The 23,105-nt window shown below is 50.8% G+C and carries 26 protein-coding genes; 15 read left to right on the forward strand and 11 right to left on the reverse strand.

Features of this window, described 5'->3' with window-relative positions; genetic code table 11:
* Nucleotides 1-15: 15 nt before the first annotated feature.
* From SYN6312_RS07240 to SYN6312_RS07255, 4 genes are all read left to right on the forward strand, one after another.
* Nucleotides 16-711: a hypothetical protein gene (locus SYN6312_RS07240; RefSeq protein ID WP_015124208.1), complete on the forward strand. Its 696-nt coding sequence runs from the start codon at nt 16-18 to the stop codon at nt 709-711.
* An 8-nt stretch (nt 712-719) separates the two neighbouring features.
* Nucleotides 720-1,763: a hypothetical protein gene (locus SYN6312_RS07245; RefSeq protein WP_015124209.1), complete on the forward strand. Its 1,044-nt coding sequence runs from the start codon at nt 720-722 to the stop codon at nt 1,761-1,763.
* 34 nt (nt 1,764-1,797) lie between these two features.
* A complete protein-coding gene (locus SYN6312_RS07250; RefSeq protein WP_015124210.1) occupies nt 1,798-2,337 on the forward strand; it encodes a hypothetical protein in 540 nt (179 codons plus the stop codon).
* Nucleotides 2,338-2,445: 108 nt separating this feature from the next.
* A complete protein-coding gene (locus SYN6312_RS07255) occupies nt 2,446-2,967 on the forward strand; it encodes a hypothetical protein (RefSeq protein ID WP_041430699.1) in 522 nt (173 codons plus the stop codon).
* A gap of 198 nt (nt 2,968-3,165) precedes the next feature.
* On the opposite strand, the gene trmFO is transcribed toward SYN6312_RS07255, so the two are convergent.
* From trmFO to SYN6312_RS07295, 8 genes are all read right to left on the reverse strand, one after another.
* Nucleotides 3,166-4,515 carry an FADH(2)-oxidizing methylenetetrahydrofolate--tRNA-(uracil(54)-C(5))-methyltransferase TrmFO gene (trmFO, locus tag SYN6312_RS07260; RefSeq protein WP_015124211.1) on the reverse strand — a complete coding sequence of 450 codons (1,350 nt, stop codon included), beginning with the start codon at nt 4,513-4,515 and terminating at the stop codon, nt 3,166-3,168.
* 41 nt (nt 4,516-4,556) lie between these two features.
* On the reverse strand, nt 4,557-5,120 hold the full coding sequence (locus tag SYN6312_RS07265) for a Uma2 family endonuclease (RefSeq protein ID WP_015124212.1): 564 nt from the start codon (nt 5,118-5,120) through the stop codon (nt 4,557-4,559).
* Nucleotides 5,121-5,253: 133 nt separating this feature from the next.
* Nucleotides 5,254-5,481 carry a hypothetical protein gene (locus tag SYN6312_RS07270; protein WP_015124213.1) on the reverse strand — a complete coding sequence of 76 codons (228 nt, stop codon included), beginning with the start codon at nt 5,479-5,481 and terminating at the stop codon, nt 5,254-5,256.
* Nucleotides 5,482-5,484: 3 nt separating this feature from the next.
* Complete coding sequence (locus tag SYN6312_RS07275) at nt 5,485-5,958, reverse strand: type II toxin-antitoxin system VapC family toxin (protein WP_015124214.1); 474 nt, start codon at nt 5,956-5,958, stop codon at nt 5,485-5,487.
* A gap of 148 nt (nt 5,959-6,106) precedes the next feature.
* On the reverse strand, nt 6,107-6,811 hold the full coding sequence (folE, locus tag SYN6312_RS07280) for a GTP cyclohydrolase I FolE (RefSeq protein WP_015124215.1): 705 nt from the start codon (nt 6,809-6,811) through the stop codon (nt 6,107-6,109).
* A 76-nt stretch (nt 6,812-6,887) separates the two neighbouring features.
* Nucleotides 6,888-7,613 (reverse strand): SDR family oxidoreductase, encoded by a 726-nt coding sequence (locus SYN6312_RS07285; RefSeq protein WP_015124216.1) that lies wholly within the window; start codon nt 7,611-7,613, stop codon nt 6,888-6,890.
* A gap of 33 nt (nt 7,614-7,646) precedes the next feature.
* Nucleotides 7,647-8,621 (reverse strand): acetyl-CoA carboxylase carboxyltransferase subunit alpha, encoded by a 975-nt coding sequence (locus SYN6312_RS07290; protein ID WP_015124217.1) that lies wholly within the window; start codon nt 8,619-8,621, stop codon nt 7,647-7,649.
* A 119-nt stretch (nt 8,622-8,740) separates the two neighbouring features.
* Nucleotides 8,741-9,766 carry a long-chain acyl-[acyl-carrier-protein] reductase gene (locus tag SYN6312_RS07295; RefSeq protein ID WP_015124218.1) on the reverse strand — a complete coding sequence of 342 codons (1,026 nt, stop codon included), beginning with the start codon at nt 9,764-9,766 and terminating at the stop codon, nt 8,741-8,743.
* A 232-nt stretch (nt 9,767-9,998) separates the two neighbouring features.
* Between SYN6312_RS07295 and larE the strand changes: the two genes are divergently transcribed.
* Nucleotides 9,999-10,835 (forward strand): ATP-dependent sacrificial sulfur transferase LarE, encoded by an 837-nt coding sequence (gene larE / locus SYN6312_RS07300; protein ID WP_015124219.1) that lies wholly within the window; start codon nt 9,999-10,001, stop codon nt 10,833-10,835.
* A 10-nt stretch (nt 10,836-10,845) separates the two neighbouring features.
* Here larE and SYN6312_RS07305 read toward each other — a convergent pair whose 3' ends face one another.
* Entirely contained in the window at nt 10,846-11,430 is a 585-nt protein-coding gene (locus SYN6312_RS07305; protein ID WP_015124220.1) for a pseudouridine synthase, read from the reverse strand.
* Between the two features lie 88 nt (nt 11,431-11,518).
* Between SYN6312_RS07305 and purH the strand changes: the two genes are divergently transcribed.
* From purH to cbiQ, 8 genes are all read left to right on the forward strand, one after another.
* Nucleotides 11,519-13,069 (forward strand): bifunctional phosphoribosylaminoimidazolecarboxamide formyltransferase/IMP cyclohydrolase, encoded by a 1,551-nt coding sequence (purH, locus tag SYN6312_RS07310; RefSeq protein WP_015124221.1) that lies wholly within the window; start codon nt 11,519-11,521, stop codon nt 13,067-13,069.
* Nucleotides 13,070-13,085: 16 nt separating this feature from the next.
* Entirely contained in the window at nt 13,086-14,195 is a 1,110-nt protein-coding gene (locus tag SYN6312_RS07315; protein ID WP_015124222.1) for a metallophosphoesterase, read from the forward strand.
* Nucleotides 14,196-14,282: 87 nt separating this feature from the next.
* Nucleotides 14,283-15,074 (forward strand): DUF4351 domain-containing protein, encoded by a 792-nt coding sequence (locus SYN6312_RS07320; protein WP_015124223.1) that lies wholly within the window; start codon nt 14,283-14,285, stop codon nt 15,072-15,074.
* 32 nt (nt 15,075-15,106) lie between these two features.
* Nucleotides 15,107-15,724: an imidazole glycerol phosphate synthase subunit HisH gene (gene hisH, locus SYN6312_RS07325; protein WP_015124224.1), complete on the forward strand. Its 618-nt coding sequence runs from the start codon at nt 15,107-15,109 to the stop codon at nt 15,722-15,724.
* A gap of 46 nt (nt 15,725-15,770) precedes the next feature.
* A complete protein-coding gene (rsmG, locus tag SYN6312_RS07330; RefSeq protein WP_015124225.1) occupies nt 15,771-16,460 on the forward strand; it encodes a 16S rRNA (guanine(527)-N(7))-methyltransferase RsmG in 690 nt (229 codons plus the stop codon).
* Between the two features lie 115 nt (nt 16,461-16,575).
* A complete protein-coding gene (locus SYN6312_RS07335; protein WP_015124226.1) occupies nt 16,576-17,283 on the forward strand; it encodes an energy-coupling factor ABC transporter permease in 708 nt (235 codons plus the stop codon).
* Nucleotides 17,284-17,341: 58 nt separating this feature from the next.
* On the forward strand, nt 17,342-17,692 hold the full coding sequence (locus SYN6312_RS07340; protein WP_015124227.1) for a PDGLE domain-containing protein: 351 nt from the start codon (nt 17,342-17,344) through the stop codon (nt 17,690-17,692).
* A 19-nt stretch (nt 17,693-17,711) separates the two neighbouring features.
* A complete protein-coding gene (cbiQ, locus tag SYN6312_RS07345; RefSeq protein WP_015124228.1) occupies nt 17,712-18,494 on the forward strand; it encodes a cobalt ECF transporter T component CbiQ in 783 nt (260 codons plus the stop codon).
* 46 nt (nt 18,495-18,540) lie between these two features.
* On the opposite strand, the gene SYN6312_RS07350 is transcribed toward cbiQ, so the two are convergent.
* Both SYN6312_RS07350 and ndhK read right to left on the reverse strand, forming a co-directional pair.
* Nucleotides 18,541-19,701: a histidine kinase gene (locus tag SYN6312_RS07350; RefSeq protein WP_015124229.1), complete on the reverse strand. Its 1,161-nt coding sequence runs from the start codon at nt 19,699-19,701 to the stop codon at nt 18,541-18,543.
* Between the two features lie 310 nt (nt 19,702-20,011).
* Entirely contained in the window at nt 20,012-20,725 is a 714-nt protein-coding gene (ndhK, locus tag SYN6312_RS07355) for a photosynthetic/respiratory NAD(P)H-quinone oxidoreductase subunit K (protein WP_015124230.1), read from the reverse strand.
* Between the two features lie 466 nt (nt 20,726-21,191).
* On the opposite strand from ndhK, the gene nadA reads away from it, so the two are divergent.
* The gene (gene nadA / locus SYN6312_RS07360) at nt 21,192-22,157 is read left to right on the forward strand and encodes a quinolinate synthase NadA (RefSeq protein WP_015124231.1); all 966 of its coding nucleotides are present in this window, start codon (nt 21,192-21,194) and stop codon (nt 22,155-22,157) included.
* A 20-nt stretch (nt 22,158-22,177) separates the two neighbouring features.
* The gene (locus SYN6312_RS07365; RefSeq protein WP_015124232.1) at nt 22,178-23,095 is read left to right on the forward strand and encodes a glutaminase; all 918 of its coding nucleotides are present in this window, start codon (nt 22,178-22,180) and stop codon (nt 23,093-23,095) included.
* Nucleotides 23,096-23,105 lie beyond the last annotated feature (10 nt).

Consider the following 23,105-nt stretch of genomic DNA (forward strand, 5'->3'; position numbering starts at 1 on the left):
CGCAGGACAGTCGTTATGAGCATTTTTCCAACGAATCGGGGTTCACGGTTTTGGCTGCGTCATCACGGCCTCACCATGGCCGAAGCCCTGGTAGCTGTTATCATCACCAATGCTTTGATTGCGTTTTTACCCCCTGTCGTGCTGATGCTCCAGGCCACCCGAGTTCAAAATGAACGCATTGAGCAAGCTACAACTGTTGCCCAAGGGGAAATAGATGACGTTGGGGTAAAGGTTGCGACCCTCTCCAGCGACACTACACTTTTTACCACGGATGCAGCGTTTCGGGCCGTCTTACCCCCTACTGTAACGGGTAGTCTGGATGCCCAAGCCCCACCCACTTCAATTCAAAATTGTTCAGGGATGCCCTCTAGTCCTTCGGTCGGCTGTATTCGTACCCTTGGTCGTCATGAATATGTTGTCCAACAGTTTCGTACTTCCGGTGTTGCCCGCAGAGACTTTAGTAATTTTGATATGCAAGTTAGGGTTTATAGTCGGCGGCTATGGCAGGGAATGGGCGGGCCTGTGACAACTGATCCGGCAACACCTTTAACGGCTGCACTGACTGCATCACCGGAGGCCAGTCGCCGTGCTTTGGTTGTCCTGACGACTAACATTATCAAAGGCAGTTTTTGTCAAGCCACAGACACCTCTACCAGTGATCTGCGTTGCTTAATCCAAGAACCAAGCCCCTCTCCCAGTCCTTCGCCTTAGGATAGTTTATGAAGCCTAAATCCAAACTATCTCGCTTCCCTTACGGAGTAAAACAGAAACGGCTCCTAGGTTTTACTCTGGTTGAATTATTGGTTGCCTTGGTGATTGGGGTACTTATTACTGTCACCCTCGGCTCAATTTTGGTTAATATCCTCAGTGATGATGTGCGTCAAACTTCCCAAACTGAGGTGGAGCAAGATATTCAGTCAACCCTGAACTATGTAACTTCGGATTTAGGTCAGGCCGTTTACGTCTATGACGGTAGCTGCTTACAAGGACAAGGGACTACTAGTGATGCCAACTTCTGTCCAGGCCTGGTGAATCATATTCCCAACTTTGGGACTAATATTTATCCTGTTTTGGCGATGTGGGTGCTGGATTTAGTACCCTACTTTGGGATTACGGGGCAGATTCCTACCACTTGCCCATCAGGAGCATTGCAAGTAGATTGCCAAAACCTCCAGAGTGCCCGGAGAGCCTATACGTTAGTTGTTTATTACATGGATACTAGTACCAGTGCTGACTTTACAGGCCCGGCCCGGTTGCGGCGGTACGTGCTTCGTAAATATGCAACCCTAACTTCATCTAGCCTTTCCTTAACTACGGGCTATGTGGATCCCTTTCCGGCTACGGCTGGTTCAGCATTTTTTCGGCGCTGGCCCTACGATGGCAACAACACCAACCAACAAGCAACAGCCCCTTCGGCTAGCTTGGCGTTGGCCCCAGTGGTCGCAGATTATGTTGACGGCAACTTGGCCTCCTTAGGGGCAACCCCGGTTGCGTGCCGAACCAACTATGTGCGGACTCCCTTAGCTTCGGTTACTGGCCAAGTGAACAGTTTTTATGCCTGTGTTTTGAACCGCTCTGATACGGCAGCAAGTGGTTCAACCTCAACAGATGCCGGGGTTGGCAAAAATACCTCTACCTTTGTTTACTTACGGGGAAATACCCAAGGCAAACCAGGGTTCACCTCCCCCAATTCCGGGGTTCGCCCGGTTGTTACAGCTATTATCCTCAGTAAAGGTGTTTCTGATAACAATCCATACGATTAGGTGATTATTGCTCTACCTTCTAGGCTAAAAATTTATGACTTCTCTGTTATCTAAACGTCATCATGCGGGTTTCTCCTCTGCCGAAATTTTCGTCATTGTGGCAATCATTGCAATTATGGCAGCAATTGGGATTCCCAGTTGGTTGGGTTTTCTGAGTAACCAGCGAATGCGAGTAGCCCAATCCGGTGCTGTTTCTGCAATTCGTCTAGCCCAGGCAGGGGCGCGCCGAGAAAAATTACCTTGGACGGTGGCATTTCGGACGAATAACAATCGGGTTCAATGGACAGCCAATCGCTCTACAACCCCGGTCACAGATTGGAATTGGACAGACTTAACAGGAGATAGTGCCAATCAGATTCAAATTAGTACCACGGCCACTAACTTCACCCTAGCAACTGGCACATATCAATATACCTTTGAGTACAATGGTCAGGTCAGTGCTGGAAATACGGTTCCGGGCCGGATTACGTTTCAACCCCGTGAAGGTAATTTAACCGCTAGTCAGCGTTGTGTGAGGGTTGTAACCTTGTTGGGCGCCATTCGCTTAGACAAAGGTACGGCTTGCAGTAGTTAGAGAAATCACGGCCTGGGAATTTATAGATTCCTCCCTCGCTGCAATGTCCCTTTACTTGGATAACGCTATAGTATTCTAATTAACAATACAGATTCCCAAAGCCCAATAATGAATGATCAAGAGCTTTTTACTGCCTTTATTCAAGCCCTGCTTCAAGGAGAATCTACTCTTGCTTCAAATCCTAGTTATCGGGTTGAGTCGGCCTTTGGGACACTGCAATTAGTAGATAATAAGTCTGGTGTGATTGCCACGGTAAAGCTTGGGGAAAACCCAATTAAACTATCGGTCAAACGCCATATTAATTGTTGGGACGAGCTTCGGCAAACCTTGGGGCAATTCTCATTTTTTCCTGATATTAAAGCCCTTAAAACTCCCTTGGTTCCCTTCATCCAAATTACGATTCCAGAAGGAGATCAGTTGTATGAATCTCCAGCGAGTGAAGTTTGGCGAAGTTGGCGGCGAGGGGCAGTCAGAGCGGTCAAAATTTTAGTAGAGGGGCAATGGCACGCTGTCCAAGATATTACCTGTAGCAGTGGCGTGGTCTTTTTTATTCTCGATGCCGGGCCTGGGGAAGTGCAAACAACTGGGAATACTCAACTGGCCTGGTTAGGGCAAGCCACTGGATCATAGAGGCCGAGGTGAAGACTGATAGCTATTCTATGGGATTTTTCTATTCCAGGCTTGTTTGATTGGGGAATTGATACCCGGCCTGGCAGATGATTGTGTTTTGAGTTCAGCCCGCCCGTTGTCAAAGAATCGGAATATCTCACTGATAGAGTATCTAGTCCGGCTAGTGATGATCCAGAATTGCCGCTGGTATTTCTTTCACTAACTCGCTGGGACTAGATCCTTAATGAGTTCACCATACCAGGCCCCCAAATCCGCCAAGGCCCGATTTCGATAGGCTCCATAGCGTTCCTGTTTAGCACGAATTCGTTTTTCCAAGGGTGGCATAATCCCAAAATTTGGCGGCATCGGTTGGAAATGTTTAACATCGGCGGTACTAATGTAGTGAATCAAGGCCCCGCTCATCGTAGTTTCCGGTAATGTCACAGGTTCAAGATTTTGGGCTAATCGTACCGCATTGGTTCCCGCCAACCAGCCTCCTGCTACCGCTGCCGTATACCCTTCTGTGCCCACTAATTGCCCGGCCGCCAACCAATTGGGTTGATCTTGAAATTGAAGCGTAGCTGTCAGGAGTTTTGGGGCGTTCAAAAAGGTATTGCGGTGCATCACGCCTAAGCGGACAAACTCGGCATTTTCCAGGCCAGGAATCATCCGAAACACCCGTTGTTGCTCGCCCCAACGTAAATTGGTTTGAAACCCGACCAAGTTCCAGAGTTGCCCGGCCTTATCCTCTTGCCGCAGTTGAGCCACCGCATAGGGCCTGGGCTGATCGGGATAACGCGGATCACTGAGTCCGACGGGTTTTAGCGGGCCAAACGTCAATGTCTCAATCCCACGGCGGGCCTGTTCTTCAATGGGTAAGCAGGCTTCAAAAAATTTCGCCGTCTCCCGGTCAAAATCCTTTAAGGGGGCTTGTTCTGCAGAGTTTAGGGCTTCCCAAAAGGCTTGATACTCGGCCTGGGTCAAGGGACAGTTCAGGTAAGCGGCTTCCCCCCGGTCATAGCGAGAGGCGAGAAACGCAATATCCTGGTTAATACTATCCCCGACCACAATCGGACTGGCCGCATCAAAAAAACTTAAATACTCCAGGCCCGTGAACCGTTGCAAATCTGCTGCCAAGGCCGGACTAGTCAGCGGGCCGGTACAGAGCACGACAATACCAGATCGGGGAATTTCTGGAAGTTCTTGCCGCCGCAGCTCAACTAAGGGATGTTGCTCTAGGGCCTGGGTTAAATCTTGGCTAAATTGGCCCCGATCAACCGCTAAGGCGCCCCCGGCCGGGACTTGATGTTGATCGGCTTTTTGAATTACCAAGGAACCCAATTGCCGTAATTCATGGTGCAATAACCCCGCCGCCCGATCACTGGCCATTGCGCCAAAGGAGTTACTACAGACCAGTTCTGCCAGATGTTCGCTGTGATGGGCCGGGGTTTGCTGAGTCGGGCGCATTTCCCAAAGAATCACCGGCCAACCCGCACGGGCAATTTGCCAGGCCGCCTCGGTTCCAGCCAAGCCTCCGCCAATAACATGAATGGGTTGTTGTTCTGACATACTCAATCCGCTGCAACTACCTTATTTTATTCCTGAATACATTAACGCTGATCCATTTTGAGCCATCCAAAAACTTCCTCGGCGGTTAGCTCTAAATGAACGTCCTCTAGGAGTTGAAGCTGAGAAACACCCCGACAAACAGCGGGTTCTTTGTTTGGGGCAAAAATTAGGACAGAATAATCATCTGGATCAAGCATCCACCCCAAACGACAGCCATGTTTGATGCAATGTAAAAGGTTATCGATGACGCGACTTGCCTTCTGTGCAGGTGAAAGGATTTCGATTGACCAATCCGGGGCGACGATAAAATTATCTTCTGGCTCTCCGACCTCATTCACTTGAATTCGATTCCATGGGATGACGGCAATATCAGGCACAACAGATCGCCCAGCAAACGTACAGCGCAGTTCAGGTAATGCTGTATGAGTTTGACTATGACGGTTAATCTCACTCAGCAATCGCATTTGGAGAATCGAGTGTCGAGTTTTGGGCATTGGCTTTTGCATCGCAACCCCATCGATGTATTCCCAGGCCGGAGATTCCTCTATATAGGGAAGGCGGAGAAACTCTTCAAGCGTCAGAACTGGAGTGAGAGAGGCAGTCATAATCTTAAGAAAGGGGCTGGGCTTTTGCTGTCAGTATAGGTGCTCGCCTTGCTTGTCTCACTGTTGCGCTGAAAGTACTGTCCCATCGACAATTTTTCGATTGCACCTCCACCGAGGACTTGCAGCATAGCGGCTAGGTTAAACGGCGGCTAGTACTCTCGACATCCCTACCAATATCTCTCGTCTGTCCACTCCAACGTGTTTTTAGGCCGCGCTTTCGCGATAAGCTCACAACTTCTCTACCGCTTGCAGCTTCCTTCTTGCGTAAGTCTTCAAATATTGCGTCTAGGTCGTAGTTGAAAGACTTTGCATATGCTTCGCGGATTTGGTGGATTTCTTCAACAATCTCATCTTGCCACATGAGCTAATCTCCCATCAGTTCGTTTGGTGTGCAGAGAATAGGCAGCACATAGCCGAAATCAAGACTAATCTCCGCCAGCTTTCCCTGGATTTGAGCATTCGCAATATGTTTACAATTCCACGTTAGCAGATAGTCCATGCCGTGAATGGTTGCGGCGGCAATGTGAATTGCGTCAACTCTCGCTTTTGGAGGGAGGTTGCTTCGAGTTAGGAATTGTGCCGCTAAACCTTGTACAGCTTGGTTCAGTGCTACTAAGGGAAAATCGCGGAGAATTTCCAATCGTTGAGCGGCAATCTCTTCGTCTCCCTGCGCCACTTCGTCTAGAACAGCCTCTGAAGTGTAGAGAGTGAAGGCACTTCGACGAGATTCCCACCAGTCTTTTGTAATCTCCGTGTTCGCAGCGAGAATTAGATTTTTAGTTGATCTAGCTGTGAGATAGCCAACAATGCTGGTTTCGATATAGACGGTTTCACTCATGTGCAATAGATTTAGGGCTTATACCAGCACGTCAGTTAAATTCCTCACATGCTGTAATTTCCGTCCCCTTCATTTTTGTAACTCATCTGTAACTCAGCGGTCTAACTATTGAATCGGCAGGGAACACGAGAATCAGTTGTAGGAGAGCTTAAAAGTTTTGTTGATGCCGCACCAGGTTGAGAAATTCTTCCCGCGTTTTTTGATCTTCCCGGAATACGCCTAACATGGAACTTGTTACCGTCCAAGAGCCAGGTTTCTGAACTCCTCGCATCACCATACACATATGGGAGGCTTCCATGACCACGGCCACACCTTGCGGGTCGAGGACTTCATTCACGGCTTCGGCAATTTGGCGAGTTAGGCGTTCTTGCACCTGGAGGCGGCGGGCATACATCTCGACAATCCGAGCCAATTTGCTCAGGCCAATGACCCGTTGATTGGGAATATAGGCCACATGAACTTTGCCGATAAAGGGGAGCATATGGTGTTCACAGAGGCTAAAGGCGCTGATATCACGCACCAACACCATCTCATCATGGCCTTCATCAAAGACTGCCCCATTGACCAATGCTTCTAGGGACTGGGAATAACCACTGGTGAGAAACTGCATCGCCTCAGCCACCCGTTTCGGGGTTTTCAATAGCCCTTCTCGATCCGGATCTTCCCCAACACTCAGGAGCATGGTTTTGACAGCAGCCATCATTTCATCTTTGGCTACATCAGCGGGTGGGGCTTGAATCAGGGGTTCTTTGCCTTGATGGGTATTGCGATCCGGCAAGATCGGGGCAGTGGTGAGGCGTTTTCCGTTGGCAGGAGGATCGGGCAAATTAAGCGTGTTGGTAGAAATCGTCATGGCGATAAGGGTAATGAGAGTAATAAGTTAAAGAACAAAAACAAGCGCAGTCAAGGATGAGATCGTGTCAAAGTGTTTATAAGGCTCCACCCAAGGGCATTAAGACGAGTTCTTCCACAAGGGCCTGGGGCGGGAGTTGAATGGCATAGAGAATAGACTGGGCTACGCTTTCCGGCGACAACATGGCCGTGCGGTCAAAGTTCCCTTCAATGGTTCCTTGATCCCAGATGGGAGTATCCACAGCACCCGGACAAAGGGCAATGACGCGAATTCCATGTTGACGTTCTTCAGCGGCTAAAGCTTTTGTGAGTCCCATTAAGGCAAACTTACTCGCACAGTAGGCTCCCCAGTTCGGAAATACCTGTTGCCCAGCAATAGAAACCACATTCATTATCGTACCGCAACCCTGGGATCGGAGGGAGGGGATCAGGGCCTGGGTGATTTGCCAGACGCTGGTGACATTCAGGTTCATAATTGCTTGCCAGGCCTCTAAGGACATTTCTGCAAGGGGGGCGGTTTGAGCAATGCCAGCACTATTAATCAGAATTTGTACCGGCCCTACTTGATCTAGAACCTTTGTTATTTCAGCTTTGACGTTGGGGATATCCGCTAAATCGAGGCTAAAGGTGGGGGCTTTGACACCGAGGGCGATGGCCTTTGCCGCTACCTGGGCCAACTTTTCTTGATTACGCCCTACGAGAACTAAGTTAATCCCGGCCTGGGCAAGAGCTAAGGCAGTGGCAGCACCAATTCCGCTACTGGCTCCAGTAATGAGGGCGCGTTGGGGTGAGGAGGAGGACATAAACTGGGGGGTGTAGTGAATGAATGGGGTAGTTTAGCTGGCCTGGGTAAAGACTCCCATGCGGCGGAATTTTTGATACCGCAATTCGCGACGTTCGGCTCCACTCATGGCCTGGAGTTCGCTTAAGTGACGTAGAATGGCTGTCTTGAGACTATCAGCGGCCTGGACGGGATCACTGTGGGTAGCACCAACGGGTTCAGCCAGAATTTCATCAATAATCCCCAACCGTTGCAAATCTGTCGCCGTAATTTTCAAACTTTCTGCGGCCTGGGGTGCTTTTTGGGCATCTCGCCAGAGAATAGCTGCACAGGCCTCAGGGGGAGCAACACTATAGACGGAGTGCTCAAACATTAAGACCCGATCCCCCACCCCGATCCCCAAGGCTCCACCGGAACCCCCTTCCCCGATGACCGTACAAATAATTGGTACATTCAGGCGAAACATTTCCCGCAAATTACAGGCAATCGCCTCCCCCTGGCCAAATTTCTCCGCATCGACTCCAGCCCAGGCCGCCGGGGTATCAATAAAGGTCAAGATGGGCATCCCAAAGCGATCTGCATGATCCATTAACCGCATGGCTTTTCGATAACCACCGGGGGAGGCCATGCCAAAATTCCGCAAGACATTATCTTTGGTGTCCCGGCCTTTTTGATGGCCTAACAACACGACGGGCTGTCCATCCACACGACCAACTCCCCCGACAATGGCTGGATCATCTGTACCTCGCCGATCGCCGTGAAGTTCCATCCATTCATCGCTGATGGCCTGGATATAGTCGAGGGTGCTGGGGCGGCGGGGATGGCGAGCGACTTGGAGTTTCTGGCCTGGGGTGAGTTGGCTGAAAATTTCTCGCCGGACTTGGGCGGCCCGTTGCTCTAATTGCCGGACTTGCTCGGCCACATCTACCCCTAACTCAGAGGATTTGTCGCGGACTTGTTGAATTTGGGCTTCGAGTTCGACCAGGGGTTTTTCAAACTCCAATAAGAGGCGGCGTTCAGGGGGAGCCATGTCTTGAGTTTCCTTAGAATTTATACATTAGCCATAACAATCGGTCTGATAGAGTCAGTTCTCAACACTATTTGGGGTAAAGCAGTCAAAACTTCCCAACCACAAACCAGGCTCTGCGCCTAAATCCCTAACAACAGCGGTACGAATCCATGTTTTTGAGAAACGTCACCAATTTTCTGCATCGCCTCGACAGTAATTTGATTCCGTCCCCAAGAAAAATTAGTGTGCCAACCTTCAAAATCTAAGAGCATCGCTTCAGCAAAACAGGCAAACATCTGCCGGGAGGGAACATCCATATTCACAATGGACATAATGCGCCAATCAATATCTAAGCTGTGCTCAACAATGCCGCCATTAAGGACATAGACCCCAGGTCGTTGAAGCTTTGTACCTAGGTTTTTTGGGTAGCCACCATCAATCATCAAACAGGTTTCCTTGAGGGTCTCGGCTTGAATGTCTACACCCTTGGGCATACTGGCGACCCAGACTACAATGTCGGCTAGGGGTAAGGCTTCTTCTAGGGGTAAGACTTTGCCGCGACCCAGTTCATCTTGGAGGGACTGAAGGCGTTCGGAGTTCCGGGCCACTAACAGCAGATCAGCGACATCTAACCGACTATCTAACCAGCGACAGACCGCACTGCCGATATCCCCTGTTGCCCCACAAACCGCCACCGTGGCCTGGGATAGGTCAATACCAAGTTGGGCCGAGGCTTGTTCAACCTGTCGGCAGATGACATAGGCGGTGTGGGTATTGCCCGTGGTGAATTTGCTGAAGTCTAGTTCAACATTGCGAACTTGGGGCATTTTTTCGAGATTAAAATTTTCAAAAATAATTGAGGAAAATCCGCCTAAAGCGGTGATGTCAATTCCATGTTTTTGGGCGTGGGCCATAGCATTAATAATTTTACGGGTTGCAGCTTTAATCCGTTGTTGGGCCAGCATTTCCGGCAAGAAGCAGGATTCGACATATTTTCCCTGAATGGTTTTACCGGTGATGCTCGTAACCATAATCTCATCAACAATCTGGGGCGGGGCCATACACCAAAACTCCAGGCCTTGATCTGCGTATTCGGGATAACCTAAGTCTCGGGCAACAGATTGAGCATGATCGAGGCTGGTGAGATGACCAATAAGTCCAAACATGGGCAGTTGATGAGGGGAATATAAAGGAAGATAAAGAAAACTATCAGGACAAAATATATGGCTGATACGTTAGAGTCTAACTCAGTCCTTGCAGTTTTGAACCAGGCCGGGTCAAGTTGGGGATCAATCTCTCGGTGAGAGTAGCTGGAGGGAGCGGGATAAAATGCAGAAGAGAGGCTGCTGGGGCCAGACTCAATTTTTCAACTCTATAATTTTGCTGGTTGTGCAATTCATGACAGTTTCTCCATCTCTTGAGATTAAACTCACTCAACTGAAAACCCTGTTTACGGAAATGGGCCGGGCCCTGGTGGCCTATTCCGGGGGAGTCGATAGTTCTTTGGTCGCCAAGGTGGCCTGGGATGTTTTGGGAGATAAGGCCCTTGCTGTCACGGCGGTTTCTCCTTCTCTATTACCCGAAGAATTGGTCGAGGCTGAGGATCATGCGGCCGAAATTGGCATTCTCCACAAGCTTGTCGAAACCCAAGAACTCTCTCGGCCCGGCTATGCGGCTAATCCCGTCAATCGCTGCTATTTCTGCAAAAGTGAACTGCACGACACCTTAAAACCCTTGGCTCAAGCCCTTGGCTATGACTATGTGGTAGATGGGGTAAACGCCGATGATCTCCAAGATTATCGTCCGGGGATTCAGGCGGCCCAGGAACGAGGGGTGAGGTCGCCCTTGGCAGAAGTGGGAATTTCCAAGTTAGAGGTGCGGCAGTTAGCCAAAGAACTCGGCCTGGCCTGGTGGGATAAGCCGGCCCAACCCTGCTTAAGCTCTCGTTTTCCCTATGGCGAAGAAATTACTCTGGAAAAACTGCAACGAGTGGGGCGGGCTGAACAATATCTCCGCAAATTAGGCTGGCGAGAATTACGAGTGCGTTCCCAGGCCACAACCGCCCGCATTGAACTCCCGCCTGAGCAAATTAAGCAATTTATTGCTGAAACAGATTTAGAGGCGCTCGTCCAGGCCTGGCAGGAATGGGGCTTTACCTATGTGACATTGGATTTAGAAGGCTTTCGCAGTGGCAAGTTAAATCAAGAATTACCCGCGGTGGCTCGGACTTCTTAGGGGGCATATATTACCGTGTTGGCTGAATAGACCGTAACTCTTGGGTCGTTAAGGGTCGCCATTGGCCTGGAGTGAGTCCTGCTAAGGAGAGGTGCTCAATTTGGCATCGGACTAAGCGCAATGTTGGCAGGCCCACCGCAGCCGTCATCCGTCTCACTTGGCGATTGCGACCTTCCCTAAGGGTCAACTCTAACCAGGCTGTCGGAATTTTGGCTCGAGAGCGAATTGGCGGCTCACGGGGCGGTAAATCCGGGGGAATGGCCAGGTGTTGGACGAGGGTTGGACGGGTTAAATAGTTTTGAATTTTCAATCCCCCTTGGCGCAGTTGTTGCAGTTGAGTTGGGGTGGGTTGCCCTTCAACTTGCACCCAATAGGTGCGGCGGTGCCCGTAGCGGGGATCACTGAGAAAATGCTGCAATCGCCCATTATCGGTCAGGAGGAGTAGGCCCTCGCTATCGTGATCTAAACGCCCAACTGGATAGACATCAGGGATGGGAATAAACTCCTTCAGGGTGGGGTGGGAAGATCCTGGTTCTGGGCTAAATTGGCTGAGCACCCCATAGGGTTTGTAGAAGATTAGATAATGCTGGGGCAAGGCGATCCCTGATTGATTCCGGCAAGTACGGTATTATCCTACTGTGTCCAAAGTTATCTATGCTGGAAGGTAGCGATTGGATACGTTCATGACCCGCCTGGCACTTCTCAGCACCTCCGATAAATCTGGCCTGGTTGATTTGGCTAAAACCCTAGTTGAAGAATTTGGGTTTCAACTCCTCAGCAGTGGTGGGACAGCCGCAACCTTAGCCGCCGCCAATATCCCCGTCACTAAAGTTTCAGACTATACTCAATCTCCAGAAATCCTGGGGGGGCGCGTCAAAACTCTCCATCCGAAAATTCATGGGGGGATTCTAGCGCGGCGAAACTTAGAGCTAGATTTAGCGGACTTGGCCGCCCAGGCCATCGAACCTATTGATTTGGTTGTGGTCAATCTTTACCCCTTTCAAGCCACCATTGCCAAAGCCGATGTCTCCTTTGGGGATGCGATTGAAAATATTGACATTGGTGGGCCGACTTTAATCCGCGCCGCCGCTAAAAATCATGCCCATGTCACGGTTCTCTCCAATCCCAATCAATACGATGCCTATCTCCAGCAGTTGCGGCAAGAAGGAGCCAGCCCTACTCCAGAATTTCGCCTCAAATGTGCCCAGGCCGCCTTTGCCCACACCGCCGAATATGACCAGGCCATTGCCAGTTACCTCCTGAGCGCCACTGATTCTGACCTGGAAGAGCCTTTACCCACGAGCTTTACCTTGAGTGGTGTGATTCAGCAAACCTTGCGCTACGGTGAAAACCCCCATCAAGCTGCGGCCTGGTATCGAACAGGAACAACTCCCACCGGTTGGGCCGCCGCCAGACTCCTCCAAGGCAAAGAACTGAGCTATAACAATCTCTTAGACCTAGAGGCGGCCCGCTCCCTGGTGGCGGAATTTTCCGATCAGCCCACCGCCGTCATTGTTAAGCACACAAATCCCTGTGGGGTTGCCACTGCCTCAACCCTCAAGTCAGCCTATGAGCGAGCATTCGCCGCCGATAGTGTTTCCGCCTTTGGGGGCATTGTGGCCCTGAATCGCCCCTTGGATGCAGAAACTAGTGAATTATTGACCCAAACTTTTTTGGAATGTGTGGTTGTGCCAAGCTGCGAACTGGAAGCCCAGGCCCAGTTAGCCCACAAGCCCAAAGTCCGAGTTTTAGTGGCTCCAGATTTGGCAGTCGGGCCACCCGTAGTCATTCGTACCATTGCTGGGGGATTTTTAGCCCAAGGAGCCAGCGATCATGCGCCAAACCCTGATGAATGGGGAATTGTCACCCAGTCCCAGCCCACTCCAGAGCAGTGGCAGGATTTAATTTTTGCCTGGAAAGTGGTTAAGCACGTCAAGTCTAATGCCATCGTTGTCGCCAAACAGTCACAAACCCTAGGCATTGGGGCTGGGCAAATGAATCGAGTTGGTTCGGTGCAAATTGCCTTGGCCGATGCGGCTGCGGCTGCCCAAGGGGCTGTTTTGGCCAGTGATGGCTTTTTCCCCTTTGCTGATTCTGTCCAAACCGCCGCCGCCGCCGGAGTGAAGGCAATTGTTCAACCGGGGGGCAGTTTACGAGATCAAGAGTCCATCCAAGCAGCCAATGAGCTCGGCCTGGTGATGGTGTTCACGAATCGTCGCTATTTCCGGCATTAAAGCCCAGGTTGCCATCATGGTGCGTTTTGGCATTATTAGTGATCCCCATATTGCCCTGCCTGAAACCCTGCCCGAGCCTAGTCGCCGCTTTCCCTTAGTGGAATTTAGTATTCCGGCTTTTGAAGTTGCCTTGGCTGATTTAACCCAGTTAGGGATTGATTTTCTCCTATTACCCGGAGATCTAACCCAGCATGGAGAGCCAGAAAATCATCGCTGGTTGGGGGAGCGTCTCCAAAAACTGCCTTTCCCCTCCTATGTCATCCCCGGAAATCATGATCTGCCCGTGCCGGAACCGGATGGTCGCTCCATTGGCTTTGCGGAGTTTCCCCAGTTTTATCTCCAGGCCGGTTATGGGGATCCCCATCAGCATTACTATCGTTGCTACCCGGCCCCAGGCCTACGTTTAGTGGCCCTCAATTCCAATACCTTTAATGACCAGGGGAAACAAATTGGCCACCTTGATTTAGAACAGTGGGCCTGGCTAGAGGAAATCTTACGCTCACCGTTACCGGAACCAACCCTGACGATGGTGATGATCCACCACAATGTCATCCCCCACCTCCCCGACCAAGCGGAACATATCCTCAGTCGTCGTTATATTTTGGCCAATGCGGCTCCTTTGCGACAACTCCTGAAACAGCACCAAGCGCCTTTGTTAATTACCGGACACCTCCATGTGCAGAATATTGCCTATGCCGAGGGATTGTATGAGATCACAACGGGTTCCCTCGCCAGTTATCCCCATCCCTATCGCCTCGTTGAAATCCCCCAGTTAGACGCTCTCGAACCGGAAGTCAAAATCACCACCCACTATGTCCAAGCCGTCCCCACGGCCCCAGATCTACAGACCCATTCTCGCCAGTGGTTGGTTAATCGCAGTTTGGGGTTTATGGCCTGGTACTTAACTTTGCCGCCCTTAAGTTTGGATCAAGTCCAGGCCGAGCGTCTGGCCCCCCAACTGCAACAGGTTTGGGCCCAGGTTTCTGCGGGTGATGCCAGAGTGGAGCTACCGGACTTACCCCAACCCGTTCGGGCTTATTTTGAGAGCTTTAGCCATGTGCCTCCTACGGGTTGCCCCGACCTCAGTGATAACAACACGCAGTTCCGCCTCCAGGCCACTCACTAATTTCTGGACAGTTTAAGGAGCATGGCTGCCGATAACATCTGTAAGTTCCTGGCTGAAACCTATCCCCATGCTTTTGCCACTTAGCTGTTGGGGGAATTTGATGGCGTTGACCCGCTTTGGGAACCCCTCAAAACTGAATTAGCTGTTGAGCCGATCCGTGCCGATAGCATTATCATTCTCCAACGTGCCAATACTCTCCTCCATCTCGAATTCCAGACCCTGCCCCAATCCCAACCTGATTTGCCGTTTCGGATGGTTGATTACTATATCCGCCTTAAGCGTCTTTATCCTGAGAGCCAGATTGTTCAAGTTTTAATTTTCCTTAAACCGACCAATGACCCAAGATGCCAAATCACAACTTATCAAGACCCGCAACTTAGCCATCAGTATCAAGTTGTCCGAATGTGGGAACAAGAGCCAAGTCCTTTTCTCCAAAACCCTGGCTTATTGCCTTTCGCCACCCTTTGCCAAACCAGCAATCCTCGCCAACTTTTAGAACAGGTTGCGACTAAACTCAATCAAGTCCCAACTCCATCTGGACGGGCCCAACTCATGGCCTGCTGTGATGTCTTGGCTGGGCTACGATTTGAGAAGGACTTGATTCATGCCATCTTTCGGGAGGAGATTATGCAGGAATCGGTAACGTATCAGGATATTTTGCAAAAGGGAGTCACCCAAGGAATTAAACAGGGGGTACAGCAAGGACTACAACAGGGAGAGGTTGCGGTGGTGGTCCGCCTACTCTATCGCCGTTTTGGTGAGCTTTCTCCAGAATTGATGACTAAAGTGCGGGCCTTGTCTGTGACGGAATTGGAAGCGTTGGCCGATGCTCTGTTGGATTTTCCAGATCTGGCGGCATTCCAGGCCTGGTTGGGGTAAAAAATCTTGCGTTTAATTCCTGGGAAAAATCTATGAAAACAGTGGCCGTGATTGATTACGATATGGGCAATTTACACTCGGTTTGTAAGGGACTGGAGTTTGCCGGAGTAGAGCCAATCGTGACGGATCAGGCCAAGGATATTCTTGATGCCGCTGCGGTTGTGTTACCTGGGGTAGGGGCCTTTGATCCAGCCATGGCCCATCTCCACCGTCGTAATTTGGGGGAACTCTTGCCACAGGTCATTGCCCAAGGAAAACCATTTTTAGGCATTTGTCTGGGCTTACAGATTTTATTTGAAAAGAGTGAAGAGGGACAAGCCCCTGGCCTGGGTATTTTTGCCGGAACCGTGAATCGCTTCCAGGCTGAACCCGACTTAACCATTCCCCACATGGGCTGGAATCAACTCCATTTGAGTCAACCCCAATTACCCCTCTGGCAGGGCTTGGAACCGGAACCTTGGCTCTATTTTGTCCACTCCTTCTATGTTGCCCCCAGAGAGCCGACATTAACGGCCGCGACTGTCACCCATGGCCAACAGACCGTCACCGCCGCCATTGCCCAAAATAACGTAATGGCTGTGCAATTCCACCCTGAGAAATCGGCTACCACTGGCTTGAAAATTCTCAAAAACTTTGTCAGCCTCTTCTAAAGAGGAAAGTCTATGGGTAGGATATTCATGATGCAGGGAAAAGATCGTGCCGTTTTCTGATTTACCAAACGCTGCCGAGATTTGGCAAAATACCTTGGCCTGGCAACCGAATGAACAACAACAGCAAAAATTTGCCGCCTTTTACCAGGCCATGCTGACAGCCAACTCCCAATTCAACCTGACCCGCATCACCGATGCCAAGGACTTCTGGGAAAAACATCTTTGGGATGCCCTCAGTGGGATACAACCTTGGTTAACGGATCTGACCCTAAATCCGGGAGCATTGGTGGTGGATATTGGCAGTGGGGCTGGTGTGCCGGGTATCCCCGTGGCCCTGGCCCGACCCGATTGGCAGGTTACCCTCCTAGAGGCCCGCCGCAAAAAGGTCAGTTTTTTGGAATCCTTGCCCCAACTCTTAGGTCTGACCAATGTGAACGCGGTTTGGAGTCGGGCCGAAGACTATCACCCCCAGGCCAGTTTTGATTTGGCTTTGGTACGAGCGGTGGGGAATATTCAGCAATGTTTGCATTTCGCCCTACCCTTAGTTAAACCTGGGGGCTTAGTCATCCTTTATCGGGGCCAATTTCAAGCGAGTGATAACCATGATCTGGAAAAAGAACTCAGTCATTGGCAGGCAACCTTAGAACAGGTTCTTTCCTGGCAAACCCCTCTCACCGGTGGCACTCGCCATTGCCTGTTGATTCGCCGTCCCGGCCATGCCCCCCGCCCCCATTGAATTTAACGAGTGAAAGAGTTTATCTTACCCAGAGATGGCTAGTCTCAACTCGAGTGATCCCCCGACCCAAAGGGACACCCCCACCGGCCTGGTTCAATTTTGTGAGTAATGTCTCATGTTTGGTTTAGCCTTTCCCCTCCCTTGCCCCTTGGCCATGCATATTCCCGATGGCTATCTCTCTTGGCCGGTGAGTTTGGTGAATTGGGGAATTGCCTTGGGGTTGATTGCAGTTTCGCTGCGGCGGGTAAAGGAGAGCTACCAAGACCGGACTGTCCCCTTGATGGGAGTGGTGGCGGCGTTCATTTTTGCCGTTCAGATGATTAATTTTCCGATTCCCGGTGGGACCTCTGGGCATTTGCTGGGGGGAACCCTAGCGGGGGTACTGGTGGGCCCTTGGGCCGGGACATTGGTGATGACGGTGGTCTTTATTGTTCAAGCTGTGTTTTTCCAGGATGGGGGGCTGACGGTTTTGGGCGCCAACATTGTCAATATGGGCTTAATTGGTACGTTCGGCGGCTACTATGTGTATTTAATTTTACGGCGAATGTTTGGCTTCCAACGCTGGCGGGGGCTGGCCATTGGGGCTGGACTGGCTGGCTGGCTCAGTGTGGTGGTGGCGGCTTTAGTGGTGGCTTTGGAACTGGCCCTATCGGGAACGGTGCAATTACAGGTGGCCCTGGTGGCGATGCTGGGGTGGCATATCGTGATTGGGATTGGAGAAGCCATTATTACGGTCATGGCCCTGAGCTATATCTGGAAAACTCGTCCGGATCTCTTCTTTGATCCCCCCCATCACCCCAAAAAAGCCTTGCAGTATGAATAATTTCTGTAATTTCCGGGGAAATTTTCTGAGATTTTCTAAATAGTTTGTGTAACGCCCTATGACTCCATCTGATCTTCCGCCTAAAAATCGTCTCCCTTGGCTAATCGGCCTGGGGGCAGCTTTGGTCATTGCTGTATTTATGTCTCCCTTAGCCAGTCAAAATCCTGATGGGTTGGATCGGGTGGCCCAGGATTTGAAGTTTGATGGCCAAGCCCATGAAAACCCGCCCGCCCGCCAGTTACCCTTTGCCCAAGTCTTTGATGAATATGCCCTACAGGGTGTCCCCACAGGCCTAGCAACGCCCTTAGCTGGTTTAATTGGGACTCTGGTTACCTTTGGCTTGGCTTGGGGGCTGGGAAAACTGGTGATTCCGAGTCAAAAATCTCCCGCTGACCCTCCTGAAAGCTAAACTGTTCTGGCTCTAGCCCATGCTCCTCCACATTCATTCGGTTTTACCAATCCAGGCCGCCGTAAACTCAACCCCCTGGCAAACTTTAACGCCTCCCGGTCGGATTTTGTGTGCTGGATTGGGTGTGTTTGCCATTGCCTTAACCCCCAATGGCCAATGGTTGACTTGGTTGGTTTATGGTTTGGCTGTCCTTGGCCTGGTGATCTTGAGCCAGATTAACCTGGGGGACTTGGGGAAGCGGCTGGCAGTGGAGTTGTTATTTTTAAATATGATTATCCTTGGGACGCTCTTTCGCAGTGGCGGGGATGTGGTTTGGAGTTATGGGCTAATTCGCATGACTAGCCAAGGCCTGGTGATTATGGGCAGTGTGGCCGCCAAGATGCTTTTATCCCTGATACTGTTGAATATTTTGACCCTGACAACGTCCGTTAGTGACTTAATCCATGGCCTGGCCCGCCTCAAGGTTCCCCCCTTGCTTATCGGGGTTTTAGGGGCGATGTATCGCTATCTGGGATTGCTAATTTCAGAATTTCAAGCGACCCATCGCGCCGCCCAGGCCCGGAACTTAATGACAACTCCTGGAACAATCCGTTTAGTGATCAGCCATAGCATTGGAAGTTTGTTTATTCGCACCTACGAACGGGGAGAACGGATTTACCAGGCCATGGCCGCCCGCGGTTCTGGAACGGCCCTTCACTCTACAGTGCCCCCCTATCATCCGACTGATTCCCGCCCAGATTGTTACGCCCTGATCGTCACAGCCCTGATTGCCCTGGCTGGCCAACTATCCCACTACCTCTAGGCTGAGGCTCAGTTCATGGGCCGTCAATGTCCTAAAATAGCTTGTCCTAACCCCGATACACCGGCAACGTAAACTGAAAATTACTGCCTTGTCCGGTTGAATCGACCCAAATTTGCCCATAGTGGGCCCGAATAATTTCCCGACATAAGGATAGGCCAATTCCATAGCCATCAACTTCCGGGTTGGCGTGGAGGCGATACTGCTCTTCAAAGACCTTTTCCTGCTGCTCCCGGGGAATCCCAGGCCCCGTATCGGAGATACTAACCTGCACTTTTTGGGTGGTGCGATGGAGCGCGCTGAGGTGAATCTGCCCCCCTTCTGGTGTGTATTTATGGGCATTATCCAGAATATTGACTAACACCTGGCGCACCCGATCCCGATCTGCATGGACGGGGGGAATATCACTGGGGAGGTCAGTCGTGATTTTCTGTTTCTTTTGGATGAAACTATCCCGTAAATCCGCCAGCACGCCCCGACAGAGATGATTGAGGTCTAGTTTGCGGGGATGAATATGCAAGGTTGAGCTACTGCCACGGGCGGCCAAGAGTAAATCTGTGATCATGTGCTCAATCACAGTGGTCTGATAGCGGGCATGGTGAAGCAGTCGATCCAGGGTGGCGGGTTCCATTTCGCTAGTAACGGTTTCTGACTCTGGATGCCAATAATTATCTAAGGTTTCTAGGGCTAAACTGACCGCAGTTAAGGGATTCCGCAATTCATGGGCCAACAGACTAATAATCCGATCCTTAAACTTGAGGTGATCCCGGAGGCTTTCAATGTCCTGGGTGAGTTGGAAAATTTCATCGGCCATCCGCATAAATTCAGTGGTGTAGCTCAGGGACGCGGCCATCGCGCCTGTTTCCGCACTACCTCGATTGGCCTGGCTCTCTAGTTCCTGTTGCCAGCGGGGCCACCAATGATCGACTTTTTGGAGGAGTTTTTGCCCCGCTAGGGTTTGCCGGGGTTCTGGGCTAATTTTTACCAAGGCTGGAGTCGCAATTAACTTGAAATGCTCAACCAAGTAGGGATGCTCACAGACTGAGATCACCTTGAGGTCAAAGCCATAGGGGGAAGGCAAAGATTGGAGGTGGGCTTGAATTTCTTGCACCCGCTCCCTAATTCCTGGTCGTTGATCGACAAACAACAACAACTTAAGGGGAGATTCAGCCCCATCGACAGCAACAGAAAACAAGTCAGGCGAGGACAAAACTCTAACCTAAAGACGACTAGCTAAAGATGCCGAGGAGTAACAATCGCCTTAGCCATCATAATTGAGAACAGGGAACAATCAGCAAGGTTTGACATCACCTTCTCCCATCAGCCTGATTGCGAATATCAAAGGGAATCACTGTCAGAGGATGGGCTGAGTTTTTGGTTTGCAGTTAACTCAGTTTATCTCTGACCCGGCCCCTATCACAACGACCTGATACACCCCTTAACTCCAGGATAATCGGCGGGTCTATGCCTCTCCAGAAGCCAATGGGCCACTAGTCAGCAAATAAGTCAGTGATGTCTCCCTAGGCCTGGGCCGGCACATCCACAGGGGCAGCGGTTAAAGCGGCGGGAACGGGTTGACTGAGGGCGGCGGCTAGTTCTGGAGGTGGGGCTTGGCGGCTGGCGGCATTGAGATATTCCCCAGTTAAAATTGGGGCAACGGCTTTCATTTCGTGCTTAACCGTAAATAGACGTTGGGCCTGTTGGAAATTTCCCCGCTCGTTGAGATGCTCGTTGGCAATTTTTTTCCGCAGTTTGACAATAGCATCCATAATTGCCTCTGGGCGGGGAGGGCAACCGGGCAAATAGACATCTACGGGAATCAACTTATCAACGCCCCGCACGGCCGAGTAGGAATCCGAGCTAAACATCCCCCCAGTAATGGTGCAAGCTCCCATGGCAATCACATATTTGGGTTCAGGCATTTGGTCATAGAGGCGGACAAGGGCTGGGGCCATCTTCATGGTGATAGTACCAGAGGTAATGATCAGGTCAGCCTGGCGGGGACTGGATCGGGGAACTAAGCCAAAGCGGTCAAAGTCGAACCGAGAGCCAATCATGGCGGCAAATTCAATAAAACAGCAGGCTGTGCCATAGAGGAGGGGCCATAAACTGGAAAGCCTGGCCCAGTCATAAACATCATTTAAGGAGGTGAGGATGATATTCTCCCCTAACTCTTGGGGAACTTCCGGGCGAGAGATCGGATTCTGAATGGTTGGCACAGTGGTATTGGTCATGGGTGTTCACTCAGCTAAGGAAAGGGAGAGGCAGAAATGAAGTCAGAGGCTAATCACAGAATATAACGTTACAGAGACTGTTCTAAGACGAGAGACCGGGTATGACGATTACCGATATGCCGAGGAGGGGCCATACCACCAACTCAATTCTAGAACGACCCTGAAACAGCCTTAAACGAGCTGGTGCTATCCAGTGAAGTCATTCTCGGCCGAGATCATCTCTAGGGGCTGGTCTCTTCAAGGGGGATGGGGACAATTCTCTGACATCTACAAAGATGACCGTTTCCCAGGCCTGGAATCGTTTGCCCAGAGTCATAGTAACAAATCTATTTGACCTAGCTTCATGTTTGAGATTGATAAATCTTTGGCCTGGGTTTAGGGGGACTTATGGCCAGACTCAATGGGGGTAGATTATGGTAAAAACTACTATAATTAAAAACAGTTAACGTTACCCACCCCAACTCCTGTGTTTGCAACCCTTGCTCCCCCCAGGCCAACCCTCGATGCCCATGCCTTAGTTGCGGCGATCCAGGCCCTTAAGACAGATCTCAATGCGGTGATTTTGGCCCACTACTACCAGGAGCCAGGGATTCAGGATGTGGCGGATTACATCGGGGATTCCTTGGGGTTATCCCAACAGGCGGCCCAAACCTCAGCCCAGGTGATTGTCTTTGCTGGGGTACACTTCATGGCTGAGACGGCCAAAATTTTGAATCCGGATAAACAGGTGTTACTTCCCGATTTAGCGGCCGGTTGTTCTCTGGCGGATAGTTGTCCGGCGGCAGAATTTGCGGCGTTTAAGGCAGCCCACCCAAACCACTTGGTCATTTCCTATATCAATTGCACCGCAGAGGTTAAAGCCCTCAGTGATATTATCTGCACCAGTGCCAACGCCGTCAAAATCCTCCAGCAGATTCCCGCAGAGCAACCGATTATTTTTGCCCCTGACCGTAACTTAGGCCGCTATGTCATGGCGCAAACTGGGCGGGAGTTGCTGCTTTGGGATGGCAGTTGTATTGTCCATGAAACTTTTTCCGAAAAGCGGATCATTGAACTGGGGCTGGACTATCCCGATGCCAAGCTCATTGCCCACCCGGAATGTGAACCCGCCATTCTGCGCCATGCTGACTATATTGGTTCGACAACAGCCTTGCTGAAGTATACCCAAACCAGCCCGGAACAAACCTTTATTGTCGCCACTGAGCCGGGGATTATTCATCAAATGCAGCGGGCTAATCCTGAAAAAACCTATATTCCCGCCCCCTCGATGAGTAATTGCAACTGTAATGAGTGTCCCTATATGCGGCTGAATACCCTGGAAAAACTCTATTCCTGTATGGTGAATCAGTCCCCAGAAGTTACCGTTCCCCCAGACATTGCCGCGGCGGCCCGCAAACCCATTCAGCGTATGTTAGAACTGAGTCGCACTTGATGCCTGGGATCTAAACGTTTGTGGCCATAACATCTCGAGATCGGTTAAATCAACTTGACCTGTTGCAATTGGAGAGGTGGGCAGAATCCGTTCAAGGGAAAAAACTTTCCGGAAAAATACTCGAACGCTTACCCAGTGATCCCCAAGAAGCCACTATTGCCATTGCCAGCCTCGATGATCATCGCTTGGCCTGGGGCAGTACTGGGGCAACCTTTCCGCTGATGAGTGTGGTCAAGCCATTTTTATTACTCTACTTACTGGAGACTTTGGGGGCTGAGGTCGTTTTTCAGAAAGTCGGGATACAACCTTCCGCCCGGCCCTATAACTCGGTCGTGGAATTGGAAATTGATCAGGGCTGGCCCCGCAATCCAATGATTAACAGTGGGGCCATCTGTCTGGCGAGTTTATTGCCAGGGGAATCCGCAACCGCGAAATGTGACGCGTTAAGGCATTGGCTGAATCACGTTTCGGGGGCCCAACTCGTCCTTGATCAGCAGGTTTTAGCCCAAGTCAATGCCCATCCCAACTGGCAAAATCGGGGAATTACTCACCTGTTAAATTTGGCGGGTCATTTTGAGCATCCCCAGTTAGTCTTGGATAGCTACAATCAAATTTGCTGTTTACGGACAACGGTAACCGATTTAGCGGCCCTTGGCCTGGTTCTGGCGGGAAAAAATCCCCAGATTGGCCCTAAATATCGGCAGTTAGTGAATGGGATTATGCTCACCTGCGGACTGTACGAAGACTCGGCCCAAATGATGGCCCACATTGGCCTACCCATGAAGTCAGGGGTGAGTGGAGCTATGGTTGCGATTATTCCCCAGGCCGGTGCCATAGCTGTGTATAGTCCTCTCTTGGATGAGACGGGTAATTCTGTCTGGAGCTTGGCCCTATTGGAAGAAATCTCACAGAGCTTGGAGTTGAGCATTTTAAGCTAACTTCCCCGAT

It is taken from the genome of Synechococcus sp. PCC 6312 (genome assembly GCF_000316685.1).
In the GTDB taxonomy this organism is placed as follows: Bacteria; Cyanobacteriota; Cyanobacteriia; order Thermosynechococcales; family Thermosynechococcaceae; genus Pseudocalidococcus.

Coding starts and splice junctions, on each gene's coding strand:
- larE (WP_015124219.1), top strand. CDS start 9,999: ATGACAGTTTCTCCATCTCTTGAGATTAAACTCACTCAACTGAAAACC.
- SYN6312_RS07290 (WP_015124217.1), bottom strand. CDS start 8,621: ATGGCTCCCCCTGAACGCCGCCTCTTATTGGAGTTTGAAAAACCCCTG.
- SYN6312_RS07335 (WP_015124226.1), top strand. CDS start 16,576: ATGTTTGGTTTAGCCTTTCCCCTCCCTTGCCCCTTGGCCATGCATATT.
- SYN6312_RS07250 (WP_015124210.1), top strand. CDS start 1,798: ATGACTTCTCTGTTATCTAAACGTCATCATGCGGGTTTCTCCTCTGCC.
- SYN6312_RS07340 (WP_015124227.1), top strand. CDS start 17,342: ATGACTCCATCTGATCTTCCGCCTAAAAATCGTCTCCCTTGGCTAATC.
- SYN6312_RS07315 (WP_015124222.1), top strand. CDS start 13,086: ATGGTGCGTTTTGGCATTATTAGTGATCCCCATATTGCCCTGCCTGAA.
- SYN6312_RS07285 (WP_015124216.1), bottom strand. CDS start 7,613: ATGTCCTCCTCCTCACCCCAACGCGCCCTCATTACTGGAGCCAGTAGC.
- SYN6312_RS07245 (WP_015124209.1), top strand. CDS start 720: ATGAAGCCTAAATCCAAACTATCTCGCTTCCCTTACGGAGTAAAACAG.
- ndhK (WP_015124230.1), bottom strand. CDS start 20,725: ATGACCAATACCACTGTGCCAACCATTCAGAATCCGATCTCTCGCCCG.
- SYN6312_RS07265 (WP_015124212.1), bottom strand. CDS start 5,120: ATGACTGCCTCTCTCACTCCAGTTCTGACGCTTGAAGAGTTTCTCCGC.
- SYN6312_RS07295 (WP_015124218.1), bottom strand. CDS start 9,766: ATGTTTGGACTTATTGGTCATCTCACCAGCCTCGATCATGCTCAATCT.
- SYN6312_RS07270 (WP_015124213.1), bottom strand. CDS start 5,481: ATGTGGCAAGATGAGATTGTTGAAGAAATCCACCAAATCCGCGAAGCA.
- cbiQ (WP_015124228.1), top strand. CDS start 17,712: ATGCTCCTCCACATTCATTCGGTTTTACCAATCCAGGCCGCCGTAAAC.
- SYN6312_RS07275 (WP_015124214.1), bottom strand. CDS start 5,958: ATGAGTGAAACCGTCTATATCGAAACCAGCATTGTTGGCTATCTCACA.
- purH (WP_015124221.1), top strand. CDS start 11,519: ATGACCCGCCTGGCACTTCTCAGCACCTCCGATAAATCTGGCCTGGTT.
- SYN6312_RS07255 (WP_041430699.1), top strand. CDS start 2,446: ATGAATGATCAAGAGCTTTTTACTGCCTTTATTCAAGCCCTGCTTCAA.
- folE (WP_015124215.1), bottom strand. CDS start 6,811: ATGACGATTTCTACCAACACGCTTAATTTGCCCGATCCTCCTGCCAAC.
- SYN6312_RS07240 (WP_015124208.1), top strand. CDS start 16: ATGAGCATTTTTCCAACGAATCGGGGTTCACGGTTTTGGCTGCGTCAT.
- trmFO (WP_015124211.1), bottom strand. CDS start 4,515: ATGTCAGAACAACAACCCATTCATGTTATTGGCGGAGGCTTGGCTGGA.
- hisH (WP_015124224.1), top strand. CDS start 15,107: ATGAAAACAGTGGCCGTGATTGATTACGATATGGGCAATTTACACTCG.